Origin of the sequence: Nocardia sp. NPDC057668 (assembly GCF_042799795.1) — a bacterium.
In the GTDB taxonomy this organism is placed as follows: Bacteria; Actinomycetota; Actinomycetes; order Mycobacteriales; family Mycobacteriaceae; genus Nocardia.
Genome location: NZ_JBHVIC010000007.1, coordinates 151,175 through 174,831 on the forward strand (window position 1 = coordinate 151,175; position 23,657 = coordinate 174,831).

A 23,657-nucleotide genomic window follows, 5' to 3' on the forward strand; every position below is an offset into this window, starting at 1 on the left:
GAGAACCCCGAGTCGATGCCAGACTCGGGGTTCTCCGTATTTCCGCGCGGCCCTGCGCTTTTCCGCACGCGGCCCACTACTCGGGCGGGGCGTCCTCGGCGGGCGGGGCGCCGTTCCGCTGCGCGCGCCGCAGGACCGCGAGCTGTGCGTGTTCGGCGGCCAGTTCGGTGGCGACGTGCTGCTCGCGTTCGCTCGCCGGATCGGCACGGAAGAAGCCGCCGGTGCCGGGCCGGCCCGCGCTGCCGAGCTGGTTCATCTTGAAGGGCACCGGCGCGCCCTGGTACTCCAGCGGAATCGGGTGGCCGTGCGCGTCCACCGGGCCCAGCGGCTGGTGGATCTCGATGTACTCGCCGTGCGGAAGACGGCGCACCACACCGGTTTCCACGCCGTGTTCGAGCACGGCGCGATCCCGGCGCTGCAATCCCAGGCACAGCCGGTAGGCCGTGTAGTACGCCAGCGGCGGGCCGAGCAGCAGCGCGATGCGGAAGATCCAGGTCGTGGCGTTGAGCGAGATGTGGAACTGCAGCGCGATGATGTCGTTCACGCACGCCAGGGTGAGCACCAGGTAGAACGTGAGCGCCATGGCCCCGATGGCGGTGCGCACCGGCACGTCCCGGGGTCGCTGCAGCAGATTGTGGTGGGCGCGGTCGCCGGTCAGGCGTTTCTCGATCCACGGATACACGATGAGCAGGCCGAAGATCAGCGGCATGGCCAGCGCGACCGAGAACGCGCCGGGCACCGTGTGCCCGAAGATATAGAGCTCCCAGGCCGGGAACAGGCGCAGGAAGCCGTCGGTCCACATCAGATAGAAGTCCGGCTGGGTGCCGGCGGAGACCTGGGAGGGGTTGTAGGGCCCCAGGTTCCACACCGGATTGATCTGCAGTAGTCCGCCCATGAGCGCGAGCACGCCCAGGGTGATGGCGAAGAACGCGCCCTGGTCCAGGGAGAACACCGGCACGATGCGGGTGCCGACGACATTCTTCTCGCTGCGCCCGGGCCCGGGGAACTGGGTGTGCTTCTGATACCAGACCAGCGCGACGTGAACGGCTATGAGCGCCAGCATGATTCCGGGGAAGAGCAGCACGTGCGTCACGTACAGCCGCGGCACGATCAGGTTCCCGGGGAAGTCGCCGCCGAAAAGCAGCCAGTGCAGCCAGGTTCCGATGACGGGCGCGCTCATGGTGATGCCGGCGAAGGCCGCGCGCAGGCCCGTGCCCGAGAGCAGATCGTCCGGCAGCGAGTAGCCGAAGAAGCCCTCGAACATGGCGATGATCAGCAGCAGTGCGCCGATCACCCAGTTCGCCTCGCGGGGTCTGCGGAACGCGCCGGTGAAGAACACCCGGCACAGGTGAATGATCATGGACGCGGAGAACAGCAGTGCGGCCCAGTGGTGCACCTGGCGCACGAACAGCCCGCCGCGCACGTCGAAGGAGATCTCCAGCGTCGTGGCGTAGGCGCGGGACATGGTCACACCGCGTAGTGGCTGGTAGGAGCCGTTGTAGACGACCTCGGTCATGGACGGGTCGAAGAACAGGGTCAGGTATACCCCGGACAGCAGCAGAATGATGAAGCTGTAGAGCGCGATTTCGCCCAGCAGGAACGACCAATGGGTCGGAAATACCTTATTGATGGATCTTTTGAGGAATGCCGCGGCCCGATAGCGCTGATCCGCCCCATCAGCCTGTTCCGCGAGTCGATTTCGAGTTGCCATAGTGGTCACCCGGCCCGAGAAGAGAGTATTGCAAGCCTTCTACTACACACGGTAGCACCCAGAGTGCCTGGACCGTACGGCCTTTCGATAGGGTCGTCGGGTGAAATCCCTGGCGCCCCGGGACGCCACCATGTACTGGCTGTCGGCGCGGACCCGCAATGATCTGTTCCTGCTGTACGCCTTTGCCGATACCGGGCAGTCGGTCGAGCAGCTCCGGGAAATCGTCGCGAATCGAGTCACTCTCGTTCCGGATTTGCTGGCACGCGTGCTGGATACTCCTGCAAACATTGCGTATCCACTTTGGGAGCCTTGTGAGTTCATCGACGAGCAGGTGGCCGAGCACTCGCCGGGCGGTGCGACCTGGAGCGAGATTCCGGCGGCGCTGGGCGAGTTGCTCGCCACCGGGCTGCGCGCGCGGTGGCGGCCGTGGCGGCTGCATCTGTTCCGCGGGATCACCGGTGTGCCCGGCGCGGCGCCGGATGAGCCCGCGCTGATCGCGGTCCTGCAGCTCTCGCACGCGCTCGCGGACGGCAGGCGCGCGGCGGAGCTGGCGCGGGCGCTGTTCTCCGGGGTACAGCCGCCGGCCGGACCGGGCCCCGAGCCCGCCCGATGGTCGCGCCGCCTCGTCACGGGCGGCCGGGCCGCGGCGGCGGGTCTGCTGACCGCCATCCTGCCGCGACCCTGGGCGGCGGCCGCGCTGGCGCTGCCGGGAATTCCGATAAATATGGCGCGCACTGTGTTCCGGGGCATCGAGGCGTTCCGGGCCGAGCGCGAGCTCGCCGATCTCACCGCGTCCGGCGCGATCGGGCCGCCCGCCGCACCCGCGGCCCCCACGCTCTTCAACGGCGACGGAACGCCGCCCGCCGCGCACGCGGTGCGCATGCTGGTGTGCGATTCGCACCGTCTGCGCGTGCCCGGCCATACCGTGACGGTGGTGACGGCCACCGCGATATCGCTTGCCCTGGAACGGTATTCGGCAGCGCGGGACGCGCCCGCCGCGCCGTTGCTCGCACAGATCCCCATGGCGGTGTCCGGGGACGGATCCACCCGCAACAGCTACCACGACCTGACGGTGAATCTGTATGCGGGAGAGCATGATCCGGCGCGCCGTGCCGCCCGCATCGCCGCTGAGCTGGCCGCGCGCCGCACCCGCGCCGCGCATCCCCTGCAGGCGGCGCGCGGCCGGGCGACCGCGGTCGTTCCGGCCCCGATCCTGCGCCGTGACATCGAGTCGTACCCGATAGACGTGCTGCCGCAATCGGTCTCGGGGCACACCGTGATCTCCAGCGTGCACCGGGGTCCGGCCGATCTCACCTTCGCCGGCGGCCGCGTCCTGTTCACCGCCGGTTTTCCGGGCCTGGGCTCGGTCATGCACCTCACGCACGGTATCCACGGCCTCGGTGACACGGTCACCGTCTCGGTGCACGCCGACCCGGCCGTCCTGACCGATCTCGACGACTACGCGGCCCTGCTGGACGCCGCACTGGGCGAGGTCGTGACCGCGCTGCGCGCGGGTGGCGATCCGGCGGAGTCGGATGTTCCCCGGTGATTTGCCGGACGGGTTGCCAGGTCAAAGGGCTATTTTCTAGTCACCTGTGACCTGTCGTGCTGAATGCGCTGACATTCCATGCCATCGTGCGCGTCGTGTCGCGGCGACCTGGCGGAACTGCATAACTTGGCCTCGGGTATTCCGAACACGGGATCCTGCGCACGGACTCCCGGCCGCGCGCAGTTACAGGCTGGCAGCCGCCCGTGTTCGGGTACCCGGGGTCGTCCCGCCCTGACGACTCGGGCCCCGGCCTGCAAACGGGGCCGATCGCTGTACACGGCAGCACGACACCGGCCGGCGGGTACCCAACCCAACCCCATCCGCCGGCCGGTGTCCCCGAGTCCGCGGCCGTCCCGGTGCGTGGCGCGCCCGCGGTTCGCCCCTCGAGTGGAGGACCATGACGAACGTGACGCAGACAACCCACCCCAGTGCCCTGCGCCTCCTCACGGAGATCCTCACCGCCTACGGCACCATGGACCTCTTCCTCGCGCAGGCCCGCCGCGAACTCGACTACCCCACCGAAGAACTCCCCAGGTTCGTCGAAACCACCACCCCGCCGTGGCGGCACGGCGTCCCCGATCCCGACCTCGCCGCCCTGCCGGTCCCGCCCCCGACCGGCCGTCACGCTCGCGCGGACGACTGATCCGACGCGCGCGGCGCCGAGTCCGGCCGCGAAGTCCGCGGGGCTCGCCGCCGGAGCGCTCGACCGTGCCCGGATATGACGAAAGCCTCGGCGGACGATGTCCAGCCGAGGCTTTCGTGAGCGGAGGATAGGGGATTTGAACCCCTGAGGGCGTTAACCCAACCCGCGTTCCAGGCGAGCGCCATAGGCCACTAGGCGAATCCTCCGTGGAGGAATATACCGGGTCCGGGGCGGTAACAAGAAATTCGGTGGTCGGGGACGCTTTCTCGGACGGGTGACCGGGGTGCGGGCTACTTCTTCTTCAGGCCGTTCAGGGCCTGCTGGACCTGATCCTTGGCCACGCGCGCGACGTCGTCCTTGCTGACGGTTTCGCCCTCGCCGCGGTCGACGCTGATCTTGACCTTGACCGAGACGTTGCTGTCCTGCACGGCGACCGTGTAATCGAGCACGGTGAAGGAGGAGTAGTCGCGGGTCTCGGCGTGCCAGTAGCCCTCCGAGCCGATGCCGGTGACGTCGCCGGAGGTACGGCCGCTGCCGGTGGTGCCGGTGTCGTAGGACTTCCAGGACTCGTAGTCGGGCTTGCCGTAGGCGCCGTTGAAGGAGACGTCGAGGGTGATGTCCGCCTCATTGGTGTGGTACTTGCTGGTGGCGGACTGGCTTTCGTAGCCGGCCGTGCAGGTGAGCCGGCCGCCGGAGTAATCGGTGGGCTTGGTCTCGGTGTGCTCGGGGGCGCCGGTGGAGGTCGAGGCCCAGCGGGTTATCGAGGACGGGTCGATGAGGTTGCAGGCGTTGGTGACCTTGTCCATGGAGTAATTGCCGTCCATGGCCGACTTCTTGTCGTCGAGCGGGCTCAGCGGATTGTCCTTCTTGCCGGACAGCCCGATGGCCACCACGCCGATGCCGACGATCGCGACCAGGCCGATCACGCCGCCGATGATCCAGCCCGTCTTGGAGCCGCCGCCCGACGGCGGGGGCGAGTAGCCGCCGTAGCCGCCCATCGGCGGTTGCGGGGGCGGCTGCTGGGCGTACCCGCCGGAGAACGGCTGGGGCCCGGGTGCGAACTGCTGCCCGGCGAAGGGCTGGGGCGCGGACTGCTGTCCCGGGAAAGGCTGGGGCGCGGACTGCTGCCCGGTGAACGGCTGCGGCGTAAAGGGCTGCGGCGCAGGGGCGTACGCCGCGCCGCCCGAGTAGTTCAGCATGGTCGGGTCCACGCCGGTGACCGGTGCGCCCGCGTCGGCGGCGGTGGGCGGGGTGTCCCACCACTGGGCGGTTTCCTGGTGCCGGGCCGGGTCCTGCGGGTCGCCCGATCCTGGATTGGAGCTAGTCACTACAGGTTTTCCCCTCCGGTGCTGAGCGGGTCCCCCCGCCTGTCGGAAGGATCGTAACGACCCGATGCGGCGCGAGTCTCGGTGAGCCGCTACACTGGCCGACGGATCCAGCGCGGCGCGCATCCTGTGAACTCCCCCAGGGCCGGAAGGCAGCAAGGGTCAACGGGCTCTGCCGGGTGCGCTGGGTCCCCTTTAATTTCCGGGGTCTTCGCCCGGTTGCGACGGTGGAGATACCTCCCCGTCGGCGGTGGCTACCAAGTAACGTGATCCGGGTCGGCGCTTTGGCGCAGACAGGACAAAACACCCCTAGCCCCTGGAAAGGCTGCACAATGCCCCGGCAGACGCAAATTGGTTTGATGAGCCATGCGGAACTCGTAACCGAACACGAGACGCAGACCGCGAACTACGCGACGCTCCAGACCGAAAAGCTGACGCTGGACATTACGCGCGGTAAGCCCGCGCCCGAGCAGCTGGACCTGTCGCTGGACCTGCTCTCGCTGCCGGGCAACGACGACTACCGCGATGGTTCGGGCACCGATGTGCGCAATTACGGTGGGCTGCACGGCCTGCCGGAGCTGCGCGCCATCTTCGGCGAGCTGCTGGGTATCCCGGTCGCCAATCTCATCGCGGGCAACAACGCCAGCCTGGAGTACATGCACGACGTGATCGTGTACTCGATGCTGCACGGCAACGCCGACTCCGAGCGGCGCTGGGCCGATGAGCCGGTGCTCAAGTTCCTGTGTCCCGCACCGGGTTACGACCGGCACTTCGCCATCACCGAGTCGCTCGGCATCGAGATGATCCCGATTCCCATGGGTCACGACGGGCCGGACGTGCGCGCCATCGCCGAACTGGTGGCCACCGACGCGAGCATCAAGGGCCTGTGGGCGGTGCCGAACTACTCCAATCCCACCGGCGTCACCTTCTCCGAGGCCGTGGCGCACGAGCTGGTCTCCATGCCGACCGCCGCGCCCGACTTCCGGCTCTTCTGGGACAACGCCTACGCGGTGCATCCGCTCACCGACATCGCCGATCCGGTGATCGATGTGATCGGCCTGGCCGCCACGGCCGGAAACGCCAACCGGCCCTACGTTTTCGCGTCCACCTCGAAGATCACCTTCGCGGGCGCGGGCGTGAGCTTCTTCGGCGCTTCCACCGCGAATCTGGACTGGTTCCTGAAGCACGCGGGCAAGAAGAGCATCGGCCCGGACAAGGTCAACCAGCTGCGGCACCTGCGCTTCTTCGGCGACGCCGAGGGCGTGCGCGCCCACATGCAGAAGCACCGCGCCATCCTGGAGCCGAAATTCCAACTGGTGCTGCGCATTCTGGAGGATCGCCTGGGCGCCTCGAAGGTGGCGTCCTGGACCGAGCCCAGGGGTGGCTACTTCATCAGCCTCGACGTGCTCGAGGGCACGGCCAGCCGCGTGGTGGGGCTGGCCCGGCAGGCCGGCATCGCGCTGACCCCCGCCGGTTCGTCCTTCCCCTACGGTAAGGACCTGGAGGACAAGAACATTCGCCTCGCGCCCAGCTTCCCCTCGCTCAGCGATCTGGAGAAGGCCATGGACGGCGTCGCGACCTGCGTCCTGCTGGCCGCCACCGAGAAGCTGCTCGCCGACGCCGAATAGGCCCCCCGGCGAATCACCGTCGAATCGAAGGCGCGCACCGAACACGGTGCGCGCCTTTGTTTTCGGCGGTCAAGCCTTGTGGGCCAGTACGGCGAAGATCGTCACCGACAGGTGGATGTCGCCGCTCTGCGCGCCCGCCTCCAGATCGGCGATCAGCTGATCGCGCTGTTCCTGGGTGATGGAACCGCGCGCCACGGACAGGTCGGCGATGCGGGCCACCAGCGCGCCCGCGCCGATGCCGCCGTCCTGGATCAGCGCGTGGGAGCCGATGTCGTCGACCACCAGACCGGCGGCGCTGAGCTGCCCGGCGAGCCTGCGCCCGGCGAAGGGGTTGGTGGTGCCGGCGATCATGGTCTCGATGACCTTGCCGACCACCTGGCGGTCGCCCGGGTGCACGATGGCGGTGCCCCAGTCGCTGTCCATGACCACGACGCGGCCCCCCGGTTTCAGCACGCGGGCGATTTCGCCGACCGCGCGCGCCGGGGAGGTCAGGTGCTGGAACACGCGTTCGCACAGCGCCACGTCGAAGCTGTCCGAGCCGAACGGCAGTCCGTAGGCGTCGCCGGAGACGAAGGCGGCGGTCGATCCGGTCTGGGCGGCCCGGCGTTCGGCGGCGGTCAGCAGTCGCGGGTCCGGTTCCACGCCGACCGCGGTGCCGGTGGCCCCGACCGCTTCGGCGAATCGGATGACCTCGGACCCGGTGCCGGATCCGATGTCGACCGCGCTTTCTCCGGCCCGCGTCGCGAGGGCGTCGTGCGCCCAGTTCCGCAGTCGCCGGATGCCGGGTAGCGCGGCCTGTAAGTCGTGTACGTCGACCAGTTGATCCTGGCCCTCTCGATCGAAACGGTCCGGTCGCAGTCCGGACCCGGCGCCATCGTGCGGCGCGGTTCCCGCTGTGTCTACAGCCATGGTGTCGGGCATGTCGCCGAGCCTAGTCGTGACGCGCGTCACCGCAACGCGGGCAGAAAGGACGATCGAACGATGCCGCCCGCGGTGCGGCACATCGCCCTGCTGCCCCCGTACGCCGCCGAGTCCGGGCGGTCACGCGAACCGGCTCCTAGCGGGCGAAGAACGTGCGCAGGACCGGTGCGAGTCGTTCCGGGTCGGCCAGGATCCCGTGGTCCGCGCCCGCGATGCCGAGCGTCTCGGCCCCGGGTACGGTCGCGCCGACCGCCCGGGTGCCCGCCGCGAGCCACGGCCAGGTCCGATCGCCGTACACCGCGAGCACCGGCGCGGCGATCCCGGCCAGCCGGGCGGCCGGCGGGGCGAGGTCGTCGCCGCAGACCAGGGCGTCGTACGGCAGCCCGCCCGCGTTGGCCACGAGGAACGCCCAGTCGTCCGCGGCGCGCATGCCCGCCACCATCTCGGCGGGCACGCCGACGTTCTGTTCCAGGAACAGCGTCACCGCCGCGTCGTTCTCGCCCGCGCGCACCAGCTCCGCGAGCCGCTCGCGGGTGCCCGCCGCCGGGGCGGGCCGGGTCCCGTCGGTGAGGTACGGGGTCTCGTAGACCGCGACCCGATCGATCGGGAGGCCGTGCATCAGCCCCTCCAGTGCGAGGATGCCGCCCGAGGAATGACCGAAAACGCTTGCGCGCCCGCCCATATGGGCGATCACGGCGGTCAGGTCCTCGATTTCGGACTGCGTCGCGTAGTCCGCGGCGCGGTCGTCGCTGCCGCCGCGGGCGCGCCGGTCGTAGGTGACGGCGGTGAAGTCCGGCGCCAGTGCCGCGGCCAGTGCGGCCACGGTGGACCGGTCGTTGAACGCGCCGCCGATGAGGATCACCGGTGCGCCGCTGCCGATGACATCGACGGCGATGGTGCTGCCGTCCCGCGAGGTCACGGTGGACGTACGCGCGGTGGTGCCGGCCGGATCGTCGGCGGTCGTGGCGGCGGTGCCGCCGGGACGGTCCGGGGTGGTGCGGGGGATCCGGAAGCTGAGGTGGGTGGCGTCGGCGGAGTCCACGACCCGGTAGCGCTCGAGTTCGACGATTCCGGCGGGGAGGTTGTCGAACAGGCGGGTACCTCGGCCGAGCAGGACCGGCACGACGTGGATGTGCAGCTCGTCGACGAGGCCCGCGGCCAGCGCCTGCTGCACGATGGACGCGCCACCGGAAATGTGCACGGCCTTGCCCTCGCCCGCCGCGCGGCACACCGCGCGCGCCCTTTCGACGGCCGCGGCCACGCCGTCGGCCTCGAAGTGGAAGATGGTGCCGTCGGCCAGGATTCGTGACTCCCGCGGCCGGTGGGTGACCACGAAGGTAGGCACGTGGTACGGCGACTCGACGTCCCATTCGTCGCCCGCCGAATCGAACATCCGCCGGCCCAGCACGTATGCCCCGGTGCGTTCGATGCGTTCGGCGATCAACTCGGCTTCGGGATCGGTGACAGCCGTCGCCGCCGCGTCGCTCGACAGTCCGTGCTGCTCCTGCCAGACGAAATGTTTGACGACCCAGCCGGTGACGCGGAAGAAGCCGTCATCCAGGTACGGCGGCTTGCGCGCTTCGAGTCCGCAGACGAAGCCGTCCAGCGACACGGTCATATCGGCGGCGAGGACGGGTTCGGTGGTGGTGATCATGGCGGTGCTCCCTCGGTTGGCCTGTGGTGCTTTCGCGAGGTGGTCGGAGACGTCGCCGGAATCTCTACATCGTCAGCGCGGAAATTTTCTTCGCGAGATAGCGCTGCTCAGGGGCACTGTCGGCGCGAGCCGCGGCGGCGCGGTAGTCCCGCGCGGCACCCGCGCGGTCGCCCTCGAGTTCGCGCAGATGCGCGCGGGTGGCCAGCAGCCGGTGGTGCCGGGCCAGCCGTTTGTCGGATTCGAGTTCGGCGAGGACGGCGAGTCCGGCCGCGGGTCCCCGCACCATCGCCACGGCGACCGCGCGATTGAGCGCGGTCATGGGATTGGGCGCGATCCGCCCGAGCAGGTCGTAGAGCGCCAGTATCTGCGGCCAATCGGTGGTCTCGACGGTGGCGGCCTCGTCGTGGACGGCGGCGATGGCGGCCTGGAGTTGGTACGGGCCGACGTCCCCGCGCGCGAGGGTCGCGGTGATCAGCTCGACGCCCTCGGTGACGCGGGCGTGATCCCAGCGCCCGCGATCCTGCTCGTCGAGCGGCACCAGATCCCCGGCCGCGTCCACGCGCGCGGCCCGGCGCGCGTCGGTGAGCAGCATCAGGGCCAGCAGTCCCGCCACCTCGGTGTCCTCGGGCAGCAGATCGAAGAGCATGCGCGCGAGCCGAATTCCCTCGTCGCTGAGATCGGGCGCGGTGAGATCCGTTCCGGCGGTGGCCGTGTAGCCCTCGTTGAATATCAGGTACAGCACGTGCAGCACCGCGGACAGCCGGGCCGCGCGCTCGGCCGGCGGCGGCATGACGAAGGCGCGACCGGCACTGTCGACGGTCTGTTTGGCGCGGGTGATCCGCTGTGCCATGGTCGCTTCCGGCACCAGGAAGGCGGCGGCGAGTTGCGCGGTGCTCAGGCCGCCGACCGCGCGCAGGGTGAGCGCTATCTGGCTCGGGGGAGTGAGCGCGGGATGGCAGCACAGGAACAGCAGCGCCAGCGAGTCGTCCCGCGCGGGCGTCTCCTCGCTCTCCGGGGTGACGGCCGCGTCCTGCTCCTCGCGCCGGCGCCGGGCCGATTCGCTGCGGATCTCGTCGATGAGCCGCCGCTGCGCGACGGTCACCAGCCAGCCACGCGGGTTGTCGGGCATGCCCTCGCGCGGCCACTGGGTCGTCGCGGCGAGCATGGCCTCCTGGGTGGCGTCCTCGCAGGCGGCGAAGTCGCCGTAGCGCCGGACCAGCGTGGCCAGTACGCCCGGCGCGAGCTCGCGCAGGACGGCCGCGATCGGGCTGCCGGTCACTGTCCCGGCGACTCGTGCAGCACCGGCCACACCTCCACCGGGGATCGGTCGGCCATGGGTATGTCCGCGGCGATCTCGCGCGCCCGCTCGGCGCTCGTGACGTTCAGCAGGTAGAGGCTGGCCAGGTACTCCTTGGTCTCGAGGTAGGGACCGTCGGTCACCACCGGCGCCCCGTCCCGGCGCAGCACCAATTCCGCCGTGTCCGAGTCGCCGAGGCCGTAGGCGCCCAGCAATTCTCCGGTCGCGCGATAGCGCGCGTTCCACGCTTCCTGCTCGGCCACGACCCGCGGCCAGTCCGCGGGCGGGATCGATTCCCATTTCTCGGTGTTGCCGTAGATGAGCAGCAGGTACTTCATGGTTCGACAAACTCCCAGATCCCGGTGAGCGGGTCAACCGGCCGCGGCGGCCACCGGCGGACCCGTTTCCGTGACCCGTGTCACCGCGCCCGGCGCCGGATGGGATGATTGGCCGATGGTGAGCCGCGCGCTGTGTATCGCTCAGGAACCGGAAGCCGACGCCCTGCTTTCATCCGATGATTTCGCCCTTTTGGTCGGCATGACGTTGGACCAGCAGTTCCCCATGGAACACGCGTTCCGGGGCCCGCAGAAGATCGCCGACCGAATGGGCGGGTTCGACATCCGCAAAATCGCGGACGCCGATCCGGCCGAATTCGAGGAGCTGGGCGCGACGCCTCCGGCAATTCATCGTTACGGCCGTTCCATGGCCCGCCGGGTGCAGGAGCTGGCCCGGTTCATCGTCGAGAACTATGACGGCAAAACCGCAGGTCTGTGGACCGACGGCGATCCGGACGGGAAAGAGGTCCTGAAACGCCTCAAAGCCCTCCCGGGTTTCGGCGATCAGAAGGCGCGAATCTTCTTGGCCCTGTTGGGTAAACAGGACGGTTTGCAGGCACGCGGCTGGCGCGAAGCCGCCGGCGCTTACGGCGAACAGAACTCCCGTCGCTCGGTAGCCGACGTCACCGACGCCGAATCCCTGGGCCAGGTCCGCGAATTCAAGAAGCAGGCCAAGGCGGCCGCCAAGGCGAAGTAGTCAAGCCCATATCTCGATCGAATCAAGCTGGTTTTTAACCTCCTCGTTCTGCGTCGTTTGCTTGATGCTTGCCGCTATCAAGTTCGTTTTCGGCAGTGGCGAGGAAGCAGTACCAATGAAGATGAGGAAGTTCGCCGGAGTTGCGGCGCTGGTAGTTACGGCGCTCGGCCTGGCCTCCGGGACCGCCGGTGCGTCCCCGGTCAAGGCTGACGAGGGCGTAATCAATTACACCCAGACCACCACCGAGACCCAGTCGATCATCAGCACCGATGCGGGCTCGCTGGTCGTCGAAGACGGAATCTTCAAGGTGAAGGCCGCCAATGGCACCGTGGTCGCCGGCACCGAATTGAACTTCCGTGTCGACGATTTCGTGTTCCCGATCGCCGCGGACATCTCGGGCAATACCGCGACCCTGACCCCGAAGTTCGATCTGGCGAGCGCGGTCTACAAGCCGGTGGCCCTGCCCTACGAGAACGTGGCGCCGTGGAAGACCGAGTACGAGCGTGAGGTCGCTGCCTGGACCCGCCTGACCAGCACCATCAGCATGGGCGCCGCGGTCGGCACCGTCGTCGGTGGCATCGGCGGCGCGGCGGTGGGTTGCATCCTCGGCGGCGCTGTCGCCGGTACCGCGGGTCTGGCGACCGCGCCGATCACCGCCATCTTCGGTCCGCTCGGCGCGGCCGCCGTCGGTTGCGTCGCCGGTATCGCCGCGCTGGGCTTCCTCGGTGTGCTGGCGGGTCAGATTCTGGTCACCGCACCGGTAGCGATTCTCGCAGCGGTGCAGTACTTCACGACGATCAACCAGCCCTTCACCCCGCCGGCCAAGTAATTCGGCAGCACCTTCTCGAGGGTGTCGCGACGAGTGTTCATCGTCGCGGCACCCTCGAGTCATATTCCGTTCGTTGCCTGCGGTTTGTATTCCTCCGTTCCCCCTGCGGATCTGCCTGATGAGGAAAACGACAACATGCTTTCGAAGAAATTCGCCGCCACCGCGGCGTTGCTGATCGCCGCCATGGGCATCGCCGCCGGTACCGCGGGTGCGGCCCCCGAGGCCCCCGCCGATCAGGGCGTCATCAACTACGCCGCCACCACCACCGATACCAGCACCATCATCCGCACCGACGCGGGTTCCATGGTCGTCGAGGACGGCGTCTTCAAGATCAAGGCCGCGAACGGCACCACCGTCGCCGGCACCGAGTTGAACTTCCGTGTCGACGATTTCGAGTTCCCGATCGCGGCGAACATCTCGGACAACGTCGCGACGCTGACCCCCGAGCTCAATGTCGACAAGGCCGTCTACAAGCCGGTCAACCTCCCGTTCGAGAACGTCGCACCGTTCAAGTCCGAGTACGACCGTGAGCAGGCCGCCTGGAAGCGCATGGTCGACACCATCTCCATGGGTGGCGCCATCGCGACCCTGACCGGTGGTCTCGGCGGCGCGGCCATCGGCTGCCTCGTCGGCGGTTCGATCGTCGGTCTCGCGACCGCCGCGCTGACCGCGATGTTCGGCGCGCTCGGCGGCGCGGTCGTGGGCTGCCTGACCGGTATCACCACGGTCGGCTTCCTGGGCACCCTCGCGGGGCAGATCCTGATCACGGCCCCGGTCGCGATCATCGCCGCGGCCAACTACTTCATCACCATCAACCAGCCCTTCGTGGCGGCCAAGTAGTCCGCCGCACTGCCGGTCCTGCAACGTCCGGTGTGCCGGACCACCGGAACCCGCTCGGTCCTCGTGACCGGGCGGGTTCCGCGTTTTCCACGGCTCGAATCCGCGTGAGCTGAAACCTGTTGCCGGGTAGGGCCGGATGGTGGAGTGGGGAGATGGCTGAGCTGACCTCGATTCGCGGCGAAGCGGCCGCACTCTCCTCCGGCGACGTCGCCGCACTCACCTCGGTGGAGGGGGTGGAGTTGCGGAAGACGTTCGCGCACTTTCCCAGCGGGATCGTCGCGGTGTGCGCGCGAATCGGGGGTGCGCCGCACGGTCTGGTGGTGAGCACCTTCGTGCCGGTCTCGCTGGACCCGCCGCTGGTGGCCATCTGCGTGCAGTACACCTCGGAGACCTGGCCGCGGCTGGAGAAGGCGAGCCGGCTCGGGTTGAGTCTGCTCGGCACCGGGCAGGACCAGGTCGCCAAGGAGCTGAGTTCGCGCTCGGGCGACCGGTTCCGGAGCGTGGATCTGCACACCGGGCACGGCAACGCCGCGTTCGTCGGCGGGGCCACCATCTGGCTGGAAACCTCGGTGCACGAACAGGTTCCGGCGGGCGACCACGCCGTCGTGCTGCTGCGCGTGCATCGACTCAGTACGCATCCGGCCACCGAGCCGCTGGTGTTCCACCAGAGCGGATTCCGCTCGTTGCGATCCGCCTGAGCTGAAACCTGTTCCCGGAAAACCGCCGGTGCTGCACTGAAAAGGCCGGGCGGGAGGCACTTTCGCCCGGACCGAGAAGGTAGTTCGGCGAAAGTGAGAAACCGGTTATGGCACAGGACGAAACCGCCGGGGAGCCGGTCGCGGCGCCGGCCGGCCGATGGTCGTGGCTCAGCGAGGACTGGCTGGCCGTCATCGCCGGGCTGACGCTGCTGACCCTGGTGCTGACCGGCATCCTGCCGGACGGGCTGGTGCCGTGATGAGCGAGACCACCGCGAATACCGCACCGGCGCAACCGGAAGCGGATCCGAAGACCGCCGCGACGACCGAACCCGCGGCTGCTCCACGGGCGGACGAGCTCTCGCGCGGCAACCGCGTCGGCCTGGCCGTCGCGGGCATCGCGGTGGTCGTGCTGCTCGGCGCGATCACCCGCTATCTGGAGGTCAACGTCCCCAAGTGGGCGGTGGACACCCCCTTCGCGAAGATCGCCAAGAGCGTCGAGTTCCCCATCTACGCCATCATTCTCGGCCTGCTGGGCAACGCCCTGCTGTGGAAGCTCGGCCTGCGCGAACGCCTGTCGGCCGGCTTCCGGACCGAGTTCTTCATCAAGACCGGCGTGGTACTGCTCGGCGCGTCGATCAACCTGAAGATCCTGGCCACCGCCGCCGGTCCGGCGATCCTGCAGGCGCTGCTGCTCATCACCACCGTCTTCGGCTTCACCTGGTGGTTCGGCGGCGTGCTCGGCATCGACGATCGGCTGCGCGCACTGCTGGCCTCCGCTGTCTCCATCTGCGGCGTGAGCGCGGCCATCGCGGCGGCGGGCGCGGTGCAGGCCAAGCGCGAGCAGCTGGCGTACGCGGCCTCGATGGTCGTCATCTTCGCGCTGCCGTCCATCTTCCTGCTGCCCTGGCTGGCCGATGTGTTCGGTCTCTCGGACGCGGTGGCGGGCGCCTGGATCGGCGGCAACATCGACACCACGGCGGCGGTCGCGGCGGCGGGCGCGCTGGCGGGTGAGGAATCACTGCAGATCGCGACGATCGTCAAGACCACCCAGAACGCCCTGATCGGCCTGGTCGCCATCGCCCTGACCGCGTACTTCGCGCTGCGGGTCGATCGCACCGGCACCGCCGCGCGCCCCTCGATCGGCGAATTCTGGGCCCGTTTCCCGAAATTCGTGCTGGGCTTCATCGCCGCCTCGGTGATCGGCACCCTGTACGTGCAGTACGCCGACAAGCCCAAGCCGGTCATCGCCACGGTGAACGATCTGCGCACCTGGTTCCTGATCTTCGCCTTCGTCTCCATCGGTCTCGGCTTCTCCGCCAAGGGGATTCGTGAGGCGGGTCCGCGCCCCATCGTGGTCTTCGGCGCCGCGACGCTGGTGAATCTGGCGGTGGGCCTGGGCCTTTCGGTGCTGCTGTTCCACAGCTTCCAGCCCTGATCCCGGACGTCGCCGGCCGGGTTGAATTCACGTTGATCCGGACCGGCGACAGCGGCGGCGAAGCTTCGTAACGTCATCGGCACCATCCAGAGCGACCGAGAGACCTGGCTCGCAGAAGTCGCAGCAACCCCCCGGGCTCCCGGGTGCGGGTGCTTCCGTCAGGACCGATGGAGGACCATTCGATGAAGTTCCTGCTGCTGACGCTGATCACGCACACCCCGGATCCCGTCACCGGCGTCACCGAGACCGCGCGTGCGCGCCTGCGCCGGGTCGTCGACAGCGCGCGCCTGGCCGAGGATCTCGGGTACGACGGCTTCGCGGTGGGGGAACGGCACGAGGACCCCTTCATCTCGGCCGCGCCCCCGGTGGTGCTGAGCCATATCGCCGCCGTCACCTCCCGCATCGCGCTGTTCACCGGCGTCACCACGCTGAGCCTGCTGGATCCGGTGCGCGCCTTCGAGGACTACTCCACCCTGGACAATCTCTCGGACGGCCGCCTGGAGCTGATCATCGGCAAGGGCAACGGGGCCGCGCAGGCCCAGCTGTTCCACGTCACCGTCGATGACCAGTGGGAGCGCAATCGCGAAGGCTACGACCTGTTCCGGCGACTGTGGGACAGCGACAGCGTCACCTGGTCCGGGAAGTTCCGGCCGCCGCTGGCCGCGGCCAAGGCGCTGCCGCGGCCGTTGCAGCCGCGCCTGCGCATCTGGCACGGCAGCGCCACCAGTCACGAGTCCGCGGATTACGCGGCCCAGCACGGTGATCCGCTGTTCTCGGCCAATGTCACCAATCCCGTGCAGCCGTACGCCGAGCTGGTCGCGCACTACCGCGAGCGCTGGGCCGCCTACGGGCACGACCCGGCGCAGGCCCTGGTGGGCGCGGGTACCGCCGGTTTCCTGGTGGCCCGGGATTCGCAGGAGGCCGTGGACGCCTACCGCCCGCTGTTCGCCGCCCGGCAGGCCGCGGCGCGAAAGTTCGATATCCCCATAGTTTTCGACACCGTCGAGGATTTCGTCGAGCGATCCTCGGCCCTGGTCGGCAGTCCCGCGCAGGTGCTGGACAAACTGCACCGCTATCACGAGGCGCTCGGGCACGAGGTGGTTCACCTCAGCGCCGATGGCGACGGTCGCACCGACAAACAGCACCGCGAAAGCCTCGAACTGTTCCAGGCGGAGGTGGCGCCCGAATTGCGCCGCCACATTCCGAGCCGTCCGCTCGGCGCCGATCGCTACCCCTCCGGAGACCCTCGATGAAACGCCCCCTCGCCCTCGTCGGCACCGTAGCCGCCGCCCTGTCCCTCGCCGCGTGCGGTGGGGCCGATGGCGGCAGCGGGGAGCCGTCGGGACCGCCACAGCCCGGCGGCACCCTGCGCTACGGTCTGTCGACGGCCCCGTCCTGCTCGGATCCGGCGCAGTCGGGGACGAATCAGACGATCTACGTGACCCGGCAGATCGTGGATTCGCTGACCGATCAGGATCCCGAGACGGGCAAGATCACGCCGTGGCTGGCCTCGAGCTGGTTCGTCAGCCAGGACGCCAAATCGTTCCGGTTCCAGCTGCGCGAGGGCGTGACCTTCAGCGACGGCACCCCGCTGACCGCGGATTCGGTCGCCAAGAACTTCGATTCCATCGTCGCGCTGGGCGGTGCGAAGGCGCCGCTGGCGGCGAGCTACCTCTCCGGCTACGCCGGCAGCAAGGTCATCGACGCGCGCACCGTGCAGGTGGACTTCAACGCGCCCAATACCCAGTTCCTGCAGGCGACTTCGACGTCGCAGCTGGGCATCCAGGGTGATGCGACCCTCGCCAAGTCGGCCGACGACCGCTGCCTCGGCGGCAACGTCGGCAGCGGACCGTTCACCTACGCGGAGTGGAAGCAGGGCGCCTCGGCGACCCTGGCCAAGCGGATCGGATACAACTGGGGCTCCTCGGTTTTCGCCACGCAGGGCGAGGCGTACCTCGACAAGATCGTCTTCACCGTGGTCCCGGAATCGGGCGTGCGCACCGGCAGCTTGGCCTCCGGCCAGCTCGACGCCATCAGTGACGCGCTGCCGCAGGATGTTCCGCAACTCGAGGCCGCGGGCGCCCGGGTGCAGTTCACCTCGAACCCGGGGCTGCCGTTCGGTTTGCAGCCCAATGTGACGCGCGGCCCGCTCACCGATCCGGCCGTGCGCACGGCCCTGCTGACCGGCATCAACCGCCAGGAACTGGTGGACACCGTCCTGGGCAAGCAGTTCAAGACCGCGAGCAGCGTGCTCGCTTCGCGCACACCGGGTTACACCGATCTGTCGGATCGGCTGAAGTTCGATCAGGACGCGGCGAAGAAGATCCTCGACCGGGCGGGCTGGGCGCCCGGGGCCGACGGCATCCGGGTCAAGGACGGTCAGCGCCTGGCCGCCTCGGTGATGTACGCCCCGGCGTTCGCGGGCAACCAGGCGATTCTGGAACTGACCCAGCAGCAGCTGCGCGGTATCGGTTTCGAGCTGAAACTGGAGCAGGTCTCGGTGGCGGAGTCGACCGCCCGGCAGAACGCCAAGAACTTCGATTTCAACTACTACAACACCACGCGCGCCGACGGTGACATCCTGCGCACGACGTTCGGGGTGGACCAGCGCAATCTCAACGGCCGCGGTCCGAACGAGAAGCTGGACGCGCTGCTGAGCGGACAGCTCTCGGCCACCGATCCGGCCGAGCGCACCCGCCTGCTGAGCGCGGCGCAGGGCGCGGTGCTCGACGAGGGCCTGTGGATTCCCACGGTGGAGCTGTCCCAGGCCATCGGCGTCGGCAAGAACGTCGCGGACGTGAAGTTCGAGGCCTCGGCCCGGCTGCAGTTCCACGACACCTGGATCCGGCGGTAACGCCGTGCGCCGCTACGTGATCGGGCGAATCCTGCAGGCGGCGGGGGTACTGTGGGCGGCTTTCAGCCTGTCCTTCGTGGTGCTGTACCTGCTGCCCTCGGACCCGGTGGAGCTGGTCGCCAACTCCACCCCGGGCACCCCGGTCGACGCGGCGGCGCTGGCCGAACTCCGCGCCAGATACGGTCTGGACCAGCCGGTCTGGGAGCAGTACTGGACCGCGATCTCACACGCCGTGCGCGGCGACCTCGGCCATTCCATCGGCAGCGGGCAGTCGGTGACCGGCGCGCTCGGTGAGGCGCTGCCCGCCACGCTGGCGCTGGCGGGCACCGCCCTGCTGTTCGCGGTGCTCGGTGGCACGGCACTGGCGCTGGCCGCCTCCTACACGCGCCGGCCCTGGCTGCGCGGGCTGCTGACCGCCCTGCCTCCGCTGGGCGCGTCCATGCCCACCTTCTGGGTGGGATTGATTCTGCTGCAGGTCTTCTCGTTCCAGCTGCGCCTGGTGCCCGCGTTCGGCGGAACCGGTTTCAGCGGGACGGTGTTGCCCGCGCTGACCCTGGCCATTCCGGTGGGCGCGGTCATCGCCCAGGTGCTGTACTCCAGCCTCGTCACCACCTGGCGGCAGCCCTTCGTGGAGGTGGCCTTCGCGAAGGGGGCCTCGCGCTGGTGGGTGCAGCTGCGTCACGTCCTGCGTCCCGCCGCCGGGCCGGCGCTGACGGTCTCGGGCCTGTGGGTGGGCACGGTGCTGGCCGGTTCGGTGGTGGTGGAAACGGTCTTCGCGCGCACCGGCATCGGGCGGCTCACCCAGGAAGCCGTTCTCATGCAGGACATTCCGGTGGTGCAGGGCATCGTCACCTTCGCCGCCCTGGTCTTCGTGAGCGTGAACCTGCTCATCGACCTCATTCTCCCGCTGCTGGATCCCCGTGTGGTCCAGCACCGTTCGAGCAAGGAGCGCGCCCATGCCTGATCCCGGATTCAGCACCTTCGTGATTCCCGCGCTGCCGGCGGCCCGCCCGCTGCGGGCGGCGGTGACCCGGCTGCGTTCGCGCTTGCGGGGTGCACCGGGCGGCGCGGACGCGGGTTTCCGCTCGCGCCGCCGCGTCCTGTTGCTGTCGCACGCACTGGTCGACACCGGCATGGGGTACTGGTACACGGACTGGGCGATCGTCGATGACTGACGCCCTCGCGCTGTTCAAGGCCGACGGTCCCGCGAAGAGCGCTGCACCCGAACGAGATTCGGCCGCCGCCGGGCTCGCCGCACCCGCGGCCGCTCCGGCGCCCGGGACCGGTTCCGTCTCCGACCGGGTACCCGGCATCGACCCGGTGGACGGCGACGCCGGAACTGCCGCCGGTGCGGGCCGAGCACGGGCGGGGGCGCGCCTGTCGCCCGGCTCGTGGTTCGGCGCGTTGCGCGGCAACCTGGGGCTGGTGCTCGCGGCCGCGGTCGTCCTGCTGGTCCTGGGCTGGGCGCTCGTGCCCGGTCTGTTCGCCGGCGGCGACCCGCTGACCGGCGTGCCCGCGCAGAAGTTCCAGGCGCCCGGCGCCGAACACTGGTTCGGCACGGACAATCTCGGCCGGGATCTGTACACCCGCGTCGTGCACGCGGCCGCGCTGTCGCTGACCGCCACGGTCTTCGCGGTCCTGCTCGGGCTCGTCGTCGGCGGGCTCATCGGGCTGGTGGCGGGCGCCGCGGGCGGGATCGTGGACACGGTGCTCTCGCGCATCATCGATGTGCTGCTGTCGATTCCGGAACTGCTGCTCTCGCTGGCCGCGGTCACCGTGTTGGGCGCGGGCACCCGCAACGTGGCCATCGCGGTCGGCATCGCGCTGGTCGCGCGGTTCGCCAGGGTCATGCGCGCCGAGGTGCTGCGGGTGCGCCGCGCCCCGTACGTGGAGGCCGCGTTCGCCTCGGGGGTGCGCTGGCACACCGTGCTCTTCCGGCACGTGCTGCGCAACGCCTACGGGCCGGTGGCCGCGCTGGCCGCCATCGAGTTCGGGGTGGCGGTGCTGGCCATCGCCGCGCTGAGTTTCCTGGGCTACGGCGCGGTCCCGCCCACCCCGGAGTGGGGTTCGCTCATCGCCGAGGGCCGGAACTTCCTGGCCACGGCCTGGTGGCTCACCACCCTGCCGGGGCTGGTGATCATCGCCCTGGTCCTGTCCACCCAGCGGATTGCCCGCGCGATCAGCCGGGACAACAGCCGATGAGCGCGCCACTGCTGCGAATCGAGGGGCTGCGCGTGGAGTACCGCGGCAGCACCGGAACCACCGCCGCCGTGCGGGACGTCGCACTGCGCGTCGAGCGCGGGGAGACCCTGGCGCTGGTGGGGGAGTCCGGCTCGGGCAAGTCCACGCTCGCGCACGCGGTGATCGGGCTGCTCGGCGGCGGCGAGATCACCGGCGGCGAAATAGATTTCGCGGGTGAGCGCCTCGATCGGGCCGGGCAGCGGGCGCTGCAGAAGATTCGCGGGGCGCGTATCGGGCTGGTGCCGCAGGATCCAGGCACCTCGCTGAACCCGGTGCTGCGCATCGGCGACCAGATCGCGGAGGTGCTGCGCATCCACGGCCGTGCGGGGCGGCGCACGGCGGGGCTGGAGGCCGTTCGCATTCTGGAGCAGGCGGGCCTGGACCGGCCCGAGGTGCGCGCTCGCCAGTATCCGCAGGATCTGTCCGGCGGCCAGCGCCAGCGGGTGCTGATCGGCATCGCGCTGGCGTGCACCCCGGAACTGGTCATCGCCGATGAGCCGACCAGCGCCCTGGACGTGACCGTGCAGCGCCGGATCCTGGATCACCTGGCCGAGCGCACGCGGGAGTCGGGCACCTCGGTCCTGCTCATCACCCACGATCTGGGCGTGGCGGCCGAACGCGCCGACCGGATCGCGGTCATGCGCCGGGGCCGGATCGTCGAGATCGGCGACACCGCAACGGTCCTCGCCGACCCGCGGCACGAGTACACGCGCCGGTTGATCGCCGCCGCACCGGGCCTGGATCCGGCCGGTGTCGGTCCGGCCCGTTTTGCCGAGCCGGGGGCCGAGTCCGTGACTCCGGAGTCGCGCACTCCGGAGTCGTCTGCCGAGGAGCCGCAACCGACGGCCGAGGCACCGCGGGTGACCACCGGGCCGGTGGCCGCCGCCGAACCGCCGCTCGCCACCGAATACGGCGCTCCCGCTCCACGATCGGTGCGATCCGGGACGGCCCCTACCGGCGAACCGCCAGTCGGAGAGGGGCCCCCGCTGCTGGTGGCGACCGGGTTGCGCAGGTCTTTCACGATCGCACGCGGGGTTGCGCTCACCGCCGTGGACGACGTCTCGCTCACCATCGCGCGCGGCGAAACCCTCGCCGTGGTCGGCGAATCCGGCTCCGGGAAGTCGACCACCGCGCGCCTGATCGCCCGCCTGGACACCCCCGACGCCGGGTCGGTCACCTTCGACGGCCGGGACATCGCCGACCTGCGCGGCGCACCCCTGCGCGACCTGCGCAGGCGCATCCAGGTCGTCTACCAGAACCCCTACGTCTCACTGAATCCCAAGCTCAGTGTCGGCCGCATCATCGCGGAACCGTTGCAGGCCTTCGGCGTCGGCGACCGCGCCGGGCGGCGCGCCGCCGTGACCGAACTGCTCGATCAGGTGGCCCTGCCCGCGGACTACGCCGCACGCAGGCCCGCCGAACTCTCCGGCGGTCAGCGCCAGCGCGTCGCCATCGCCCGTGCCCTGGCGCTGCGCCCGGAACTGCTGGTGCTCGACGAACCGGTCTCCGCCCTGGACGTCTCGGTGCAGGCCCAGATCCTCGAACTCCTCGAGCAGCTGCGCACCGAGCTGGAGCTGTCCTACCTGTTCATCTCGCACGATCTGGCCGTGGTGCGCCGCCTCGCGCACCGGGTCGCCGTCATGCGCTCGGGCCGGATCGTCGAAACAGCCACCACCGCGGAGCTGTTCGCGGCGCCACAGCACGAGTACACCCGCGAACTGCTCGCCGCGGTGCCCCGCGCGCCCGCCCGCGCCCGCGGGCTCACCGCCGCCGAATCCGCTCGCCCGCCGGGTGATTCCGGCGTCTCGACCGCCACCATCGAAAGGACGGCATGATGCCGCGATTCACCCCGCTGCTGCTCGGCCTGGAGCTCTCCGGAACCGGTACGCATCCGGCCTCCTGGCGGCGCGCGGATTCCCGCGCGGAAGAACTGTTCACCCCCGGCTACTGGGTGGACGCGCTGCGCGCGGCCGACAGCGCGGGCATCGACCTCGCCTTCATCTCCGACTCGTACGCGGTGCGGACCGGTAGCGGCCGGATCGAACCGGGCGCGACCGGTCAGCCGGACGCCGGGGTGCTCGGCGGGCTCGACGCCGTCGCCATCGCCGCCCGGGTCGCGGCGGTCACCGAGCGCATCGGGCTGCTGCCGCAGGCTCCGGTCACCCATACCGAGCCGTTTCACCTCTCCAAAGCCGTTGCGAGCCTCGACTTCGCGAGCCTGGGCCGGGCGGGCTGGGAGGTGACGGTCGCCGGGGACGGCGAGGCGAAACTGTTCGGCCGCAAGCCCGAACAGGACGCGCGGGACCGCTGGCACGAGGCCGACGAGGCGATCGAGGTGGTGCGCAGGCTCTGGGACAGCTGGGAGGACGACGCCGAGATCCGCGACGCTCCGACCGGCCGCTTCATCGACCGCGACAAGCTGCACTACATCGACTTCGCGGGGGACAACTTCTCCGTGAAGGGCCCCTCCATCACCCCGCGCCCGCCGCAGGGACAGCCCCTGGTCGCCGTGCGGGCCGCCGATACCCCCGCCGCCCGGGTGGCGGTGCATCGCGCGGACATCGTGCGGATCGCCGCGGCCGATCTCGCCACCGCCGCGGCCGTGCGCACCGAACTCCGCACCGCGGCGGCCGCCGCGGGCCGGGACCCACAGCAGCTGCGCGTGCTGCTGGACATAGACATTCATCTCGCGGGCACCGCCGACGCGGCGGCCGGTGAGGTCGCCGAACTCGAGGACTGGTTCGCCACGCCCGCGCCCGCCACCGTGTTCCACATCGGCACCGCCGTCGAACTGAACGAACTGCTGCGCCAGGTCGAGATCGACTGTGCCGCTGACGGTGTGGTGCTCCGGCCGCTGGCGCTCCCCGCCGTGCTCGAGCACCTGCCGCTGATCACCCCGCCCACCCCCGGCAACGCGACGCCGGACGCGCTCGTCCCCGGCCTGCGCGGCAGGCTCGGCCTGCCGCGCCCCGCCAACCGCTACGCCACCGCCTGAGGAGA

22 protein-coding genes, 1 tRNA gene, 1 other RNA gene and 1 riboswitch are annotated in these 23,657 nt (G+C 69.8%); of the genes, 17 read left to right on the forward strand and 7 right to left on the reverse strand.

Annotated features, from left to right (window positions below; translation table 11 throughout):
* Positions 1-76 precede the first annotated feature (76 nt).
* Entirely contained in the window at positions 77-1,711 is a 1,635-nt protein-coding gene (locus tag ACFVBH_RS34050; RefSeq protein ID WP_354991532.1) for a cytochrome bc complex cytochrome b subunit, read from the reverse strand.
* A 100-nt stretch (positions 1,712-1,811) separates the two neighbouring features.
* Between ACFVBH_RS34050 and ACFVBH_RS34055 the strand changes: the two genes are divergently transcribed.
* Complete coding sequence (locus ACFVBH_RS34055) at positions 1,812-3,260, forward strand: WS/DGAT domain-containing protein (RefSeq protein ID WP_379008080.1); 1,449 nt, start codon at positions 1,812-1,814, stop codon at positions 3,258-3,260.
* Positions 3,261-3,666: 406 nt separating this feature from the next.
* The gene (locus ACFVBH_RS34060) at positions 3,667-3,903 is read left to right on the forward strand and encodes a hypothetical protein (protein WP_354989371.1); all 237 of its coding nucleotides are present in this window, start codon (positions 3,667-3,669) and stop codon (positions 3,901-3,903) included.
* A 121-nt stretch (positions 3,904-4,024) separates the two neighbouring features.
* On the opposite strand, the gene ACFVBH_RS34065 is transcribed toward ACFVBH_RS34060, so the two are convergent.
* Positions 4,025-4,109, reverse strand: a tRNA-Ser gene (locus ACFVBH_RS34065).
* 84 nt (positions 4,110-4,193) lie between these two features.
* Complete coding sequence (locus ACFVBH_RS34070; RefSeq protein ID WP_379008083.1) at positions 4,194-5,231, reverse strand: hypothetical protein; 1,038 nt, start codon at positions 5,229-5,231, stop codon at positions 4,194-4,196.
* Between the two features lie 100 nt (positions 5,232-5,331).
* Here ACFVBH_RS34070 and ffs point away from each other — a divergent pair.
* An RNA gene (gene ffs, locus ACFVBH_RS34075) (signal recognition particle sRNA small type) lies at positions 5,332-5,426 on the forward strand.
* Positions 5,427-5,560: 134 nt separating this feature from the next.
* Complete coding sequence (locus tag ACFVBH_RS34080; protein WP_379008085.1) at positions 5,561-6,856, forward strand: aminotransferase class I/II-fold pyridoxal phosphate-dependent enzyme; 1,296 nt, start codon at positions 5,561-5,563, stop codon at positions 6,854-6,856.
* 69 nt (positions 6,857-6,925) lie between these two features.
* Here ACFVBH_RS34080 and ACFVBH_RS34085 read toward each other — a convergent pair whose 3' ends face one another.
* The 4 genes from ACFVBH_RS34085 to ACFVBH_RS34100 form a co-directional block, all read right to left on the reverse strand.
* Entirely contained in the window at positions 6,926-7,765 is an 840-nt protein-coding gene (locus tag ACFVBH_RS34085) for a methyltransferase domain-containing protein (RefSeq protein WP_379008730.1), read from the reverse strand.
* A 148-nt stretch (positions 7,766-7,913) separates the two neighbouring features.
* A complete protein-coding gene (locus ACFVBH_RS34090) occupies positions 7,914-9,431 on the reverse strand; it encodes an alpha/beta fold hydrolase (protein ID WP_379008087.1) in 1,518 nt (505 codons plus the stop codon).
* A 64-nt stretch (positions 9,432-9,495) separates the two neighbouring features.
* Complete coding sequence (locus tag ACFVBH_RS34095; RefSeq protein WP_379008089.1) at positions 9,496-10,710, reverse strand: RNA polymerase sigma factor; 1,215 nt, start codon at positions 10,708-10,710, stop codon at positions 9,496-9,498.
* Complete coding sequence (locus tag ACFVBH_RS34100) at positions 10,707-11,066, reverse strand: YciI family protein (protein WP_354989365.1); 360 nt, start codon at positions 11,064-11,066, stop codon at positions 10,707-10,709. Before ACFVBH_RS34100 ends, ACFVBH_RS34095 begins: the two co-directional genes overlap by 4 nt.
* 115 nt (positions 11,067-11,181) lie before the next feature.
* Here ACFVBH_RS34100 and ACFVBH_RS34105 point away from each other — a divergent pair, with 115 nt between their 5' ends.
* The 13 genes from ACFVBH_RS34105 to ACFVBH_RS34165 all read left to right on the forward strand — a co-directional run bounded on the left by ACFVBH_RS34105 (position 11,182) and on the right by ACFVBH_RS34165 (position 23,652).
* Complete coding sequence (locus tag ACFVBH_RS34105) at positions 11,182-11,760, forward strand: HhH-GPD-type base excision DNA repair protein (RefSeq protein WP_354989364.1); 579 nt, start codon at positions 11,182-11,184, stop codon at positions 11,758-11,760.
* Between the two features lie 115 nt (positions 11,761-11,875).
* The gene (locus ACFVBH_RS34110; protein WP_354989363.1) at positions 11,876-12,589 is read left to right on the forward strand and encodes a hypothetical protein; all 714 of its coding nucleotides are present in this window, start codon (positions 11,876-11,878) and stop codon (positions 12,587-12,589) included.
* Between the two features lie 135 nt (positions 12,590-12,724).
* Positions 12,725-13,429, forward strand: a complete 705-nt coding sequence (locus ACFVBH_RS34115; protein WP_379008091.1) for a hypothetical protein — start codon at positions 12,725-12,727, stop codon at positions 13,427-13,429.
* Positions 13,430-13,581: 152 nt separating this feature from the next.
* On the forward strand, positions 13,582-14,127 hold the full coding sequence (locus ACFVBH_RS34120) for a flavin reductase family protein (protein ID WP_354989361.1): 546 nt from the start codon (positions 13,582-13,584) through the stop codon (positions 14,125-14,127).
* Positions 14,128-14,234: 107 nt separating this feature from the next.
* The gene (locus ACFVBH_RS34125; RefSeq protein WP_354989360.1) at positions 14,235-14,384 is read left to right on the forward strand and encodes a hypothetical protein; all 150 of its coding nucleotides are present in this window, start codon (positions 14,235-14,237) and stop codon (positions 14,382-14,384) included.
* A complete protein-coding gene (locus ACFVBH_RS34130) occupies positions 14,384-15,562 on the forward strand; it encodes a YeiH family protein (RefSeq protein ID WP_379008094.1) in 1,179 nt (392 codons plus the stop codon). The genes ACFVBH_RS34125 and ACFVBH_RS34130 overlap by 1 nt, the downstream gene beginning before the upstream one ends.
* 79 nt (positions 15,563-15,641) lie before the next feature.
* A riboswitch (SAM riboswitch) is annotated at positions 15,642-15,736 on the forward strand.
* 8 nt (positions 15,737-15,744) lie between these two features.
* Positions 15,745-16,815 carry an LLM class flavin-dependent oxidoreductase gene (locus tag ACFVBH_RS34135; RefSeq protein WP_379008732.1) on the forward strand — a complete coding sequence of 357 codons (1,071 nt, stop codon included), beginning with the start codon at positions 15,745-15,747 and terminating at the stop codon, positions 16,813-16,815.
* Entirely contained in the window at positions 16,812-18,416 is a 1,605-nt protein-coding gene (locus tag ACFVBH_RS34140; RefSeq protein ID WP_354989357.1) for an ABC transporter substrate-binding protein, read from the forward strand. Before ACFVBH_RS34135 ends, ACFVBH_RS34140 begins: the two co-directional genes overlap by 4 nt.
* A 4-nt stretch (positions 18,417-18,420) precedes the next feature.
* Entirely contained in the window at positions 18,421-19,380 is a 960-nt protein-coding gene (locus tag ACFVBH_RS34145) for an ABC transporter permease (RefSeq protein ID WP_379008096.1), read from the forward strand.
* Positions 19,373-19,591 carry a hypothetical protein gene (locus ACFVBH_RS34150; RefSeq protein ID WP_379008098.1) on the forward strand — a complete coding sequence of 73 codons (219 nt, stop codon included), beginning with the start codon at positions 19,373-19,375 and terminating at the stop codon, positions 19,589-19,591. Before ACFVBH_RS34145 ends, ACFVBH_RS34150 begins: the two co-directional genes overlap by 8 nt.
* A complete protein-coding gene (locus tag ACFVBH_RS34155) occupies positions 19,584-20,618 on the forward strand; it encodes an ABC transporter permease (protein ID WP_379008100.1) in 1,035 nt (344 codons plus the stop codon). The genes ACFVBH_RS34150 and ACFVBH_RS34155 overlap by 8 nt, the downstream gene beginning before the upstream one ends.
* Entirely contained in the window at positions 20,615-22,492 is a 1,878-nt protein-coding gene (locus ACFVBH_RS34160; RefSeq protein WP_379008102.1) for a dipeptide ABC transporter ATP-binding protein, read from the forward strand. Before ACFVBH_RS34155 ends, ACFVBH_RS34160 begins: the two co-directional genes overlap by 4 nt.
* Entirely contained in the window at positions 22,492-23,652 is a 1,161-nt protein-coding gene (locus tag ACFVBH_RS34165) for an LLM class flavin-dependent oxidoreductase (RefSeq protein ID WP_379008104.1), read from the forward strand. The genes ACFVBH_RS34160 and ACFVBH_RS34165 overlap by 1 nt, the downstream gene beginning before the upstream one ends.
* The last annotated feature ends 5 nt before the right edge of the window (positions 23,653-23,657 follow it).

Coding starts and splice junctions, on each gene's coding strand:
- ACFVBH_RS34050 (WP_354991532.1), bottom strand. CDS start 1,711: ATGGCAACTCGAAATCGACTCGCGGAACAGGCTGATGGGGCGGATCAG.
- ACFVBH_RS34080 (WP_379008085.1), top strand. CDS start 5,561: ATGCCCCGGCAGACGCAAATTGGTTTGATGAGCCATGCGGAACTCGTA.
- ACFVBH_RS34085 (WP_379008730.1), bottom strand. CDS start 7,765: ATGGCTGTAGACACAGCGGGAACCGCGCCGCACGATGGCGCCGGGTCC.
- ACFVBH_RS34090 (WP_379008087.1), bottom strand. CDS start 9,431: ATGATCACCACCACCGAACCCGTCCTCGCCGCCGATATGACCGTGTCG.
- ACFVBH_RS34100 (WP_354989365.1), bottom strand. CDS start 11,066: ATGAAGTACCTGCTGCTCATCTACGGCAACACCGAGAAATGGGAATCG.
- ACFVBH_RS34105 (WP_354989364.1), top strand. CDS start 11,182: ATGGTGAGCCGCGCGCTGTGTATCGCTCAGGAACCGGAAGCCGACGCC.
- ACFVBH_RS34110 (WP_354989363.1), top strand. CDS start 11,876: ATGAAGATGAGGAAGTTCGCCGGAGTTGCGGCGCTGGTAGTTACGGCG.
- ACFVBH_RS34115 (WP_379008091.1), top strand. CDS start 12,725: ATGCTTTCGAAGAAATTCGCCGCCACCGCGGCGTTGCTGATCGCCGCC.
- ACFVBH_RS34120 (WP_354989361.1), top strand. CDS start 13,582: ATGGCTGAGCTGACCTCGATTCGCGGCGAAGCGGCCGCACTCTCCTCC.
- ACFVBH_RS34125 (WP_354989360.1), top strand. CDS start 14,235: ATGGCACAGGACGAAACCGCCGGGGAGCCGGTCGCGGCGCCGGCCGGC.
- ACFVBH_RS34130 (WP_379008094.1), top strand. CDS start 14,384: ATGAGCGAGACCACCGCGAATACCGCACCGGCGCAACCGGAAGCGGAT.
- ACFVBH_RS34135 (WP_379008732.1), top strand. CDS start 15,745: ATGAAGTTCCTGCTGCTGACGCTGATCACGCACACCCCGGATCCCGTC.
- ACFVBH_RS34140 (WP_354989357.1), top strand. CDS start 16,812: ATGAAACGCCCCCTCGCCCTCGTCGGCACCGTAGCCGCCGCCCTGTCC.
- ACFVBH_RS34150 (WP_379008098.1), top strand. CDS start 19,373: ATGCCTGATCCCGGATTCAGCACCTTCGTGATTCCCGCGCTGCCGGCG.
- ACFVBH_RS34155 (WP_379008100.1), top strand. CDS start 19,584: ATGACTGACGCCCTCGCGCTGTTCAAGGCCGACGGTCCCGCGAAGAGC.
- ACFVBH_RS34160 (WP_379008102.1), top strand. CDS start 20,615: ATGAGCGCGCCACTGCTGCGAATCGAGGGGCTGCGCGTGGAGTACCGC.
- ACFVBH_RS34165 (WP_379008104.1), top strand. CDS start 22,492: ATGCCGCGATTCACCCCGCTGCTGCTCGGCCTGGAGCTCTCCGGAACC.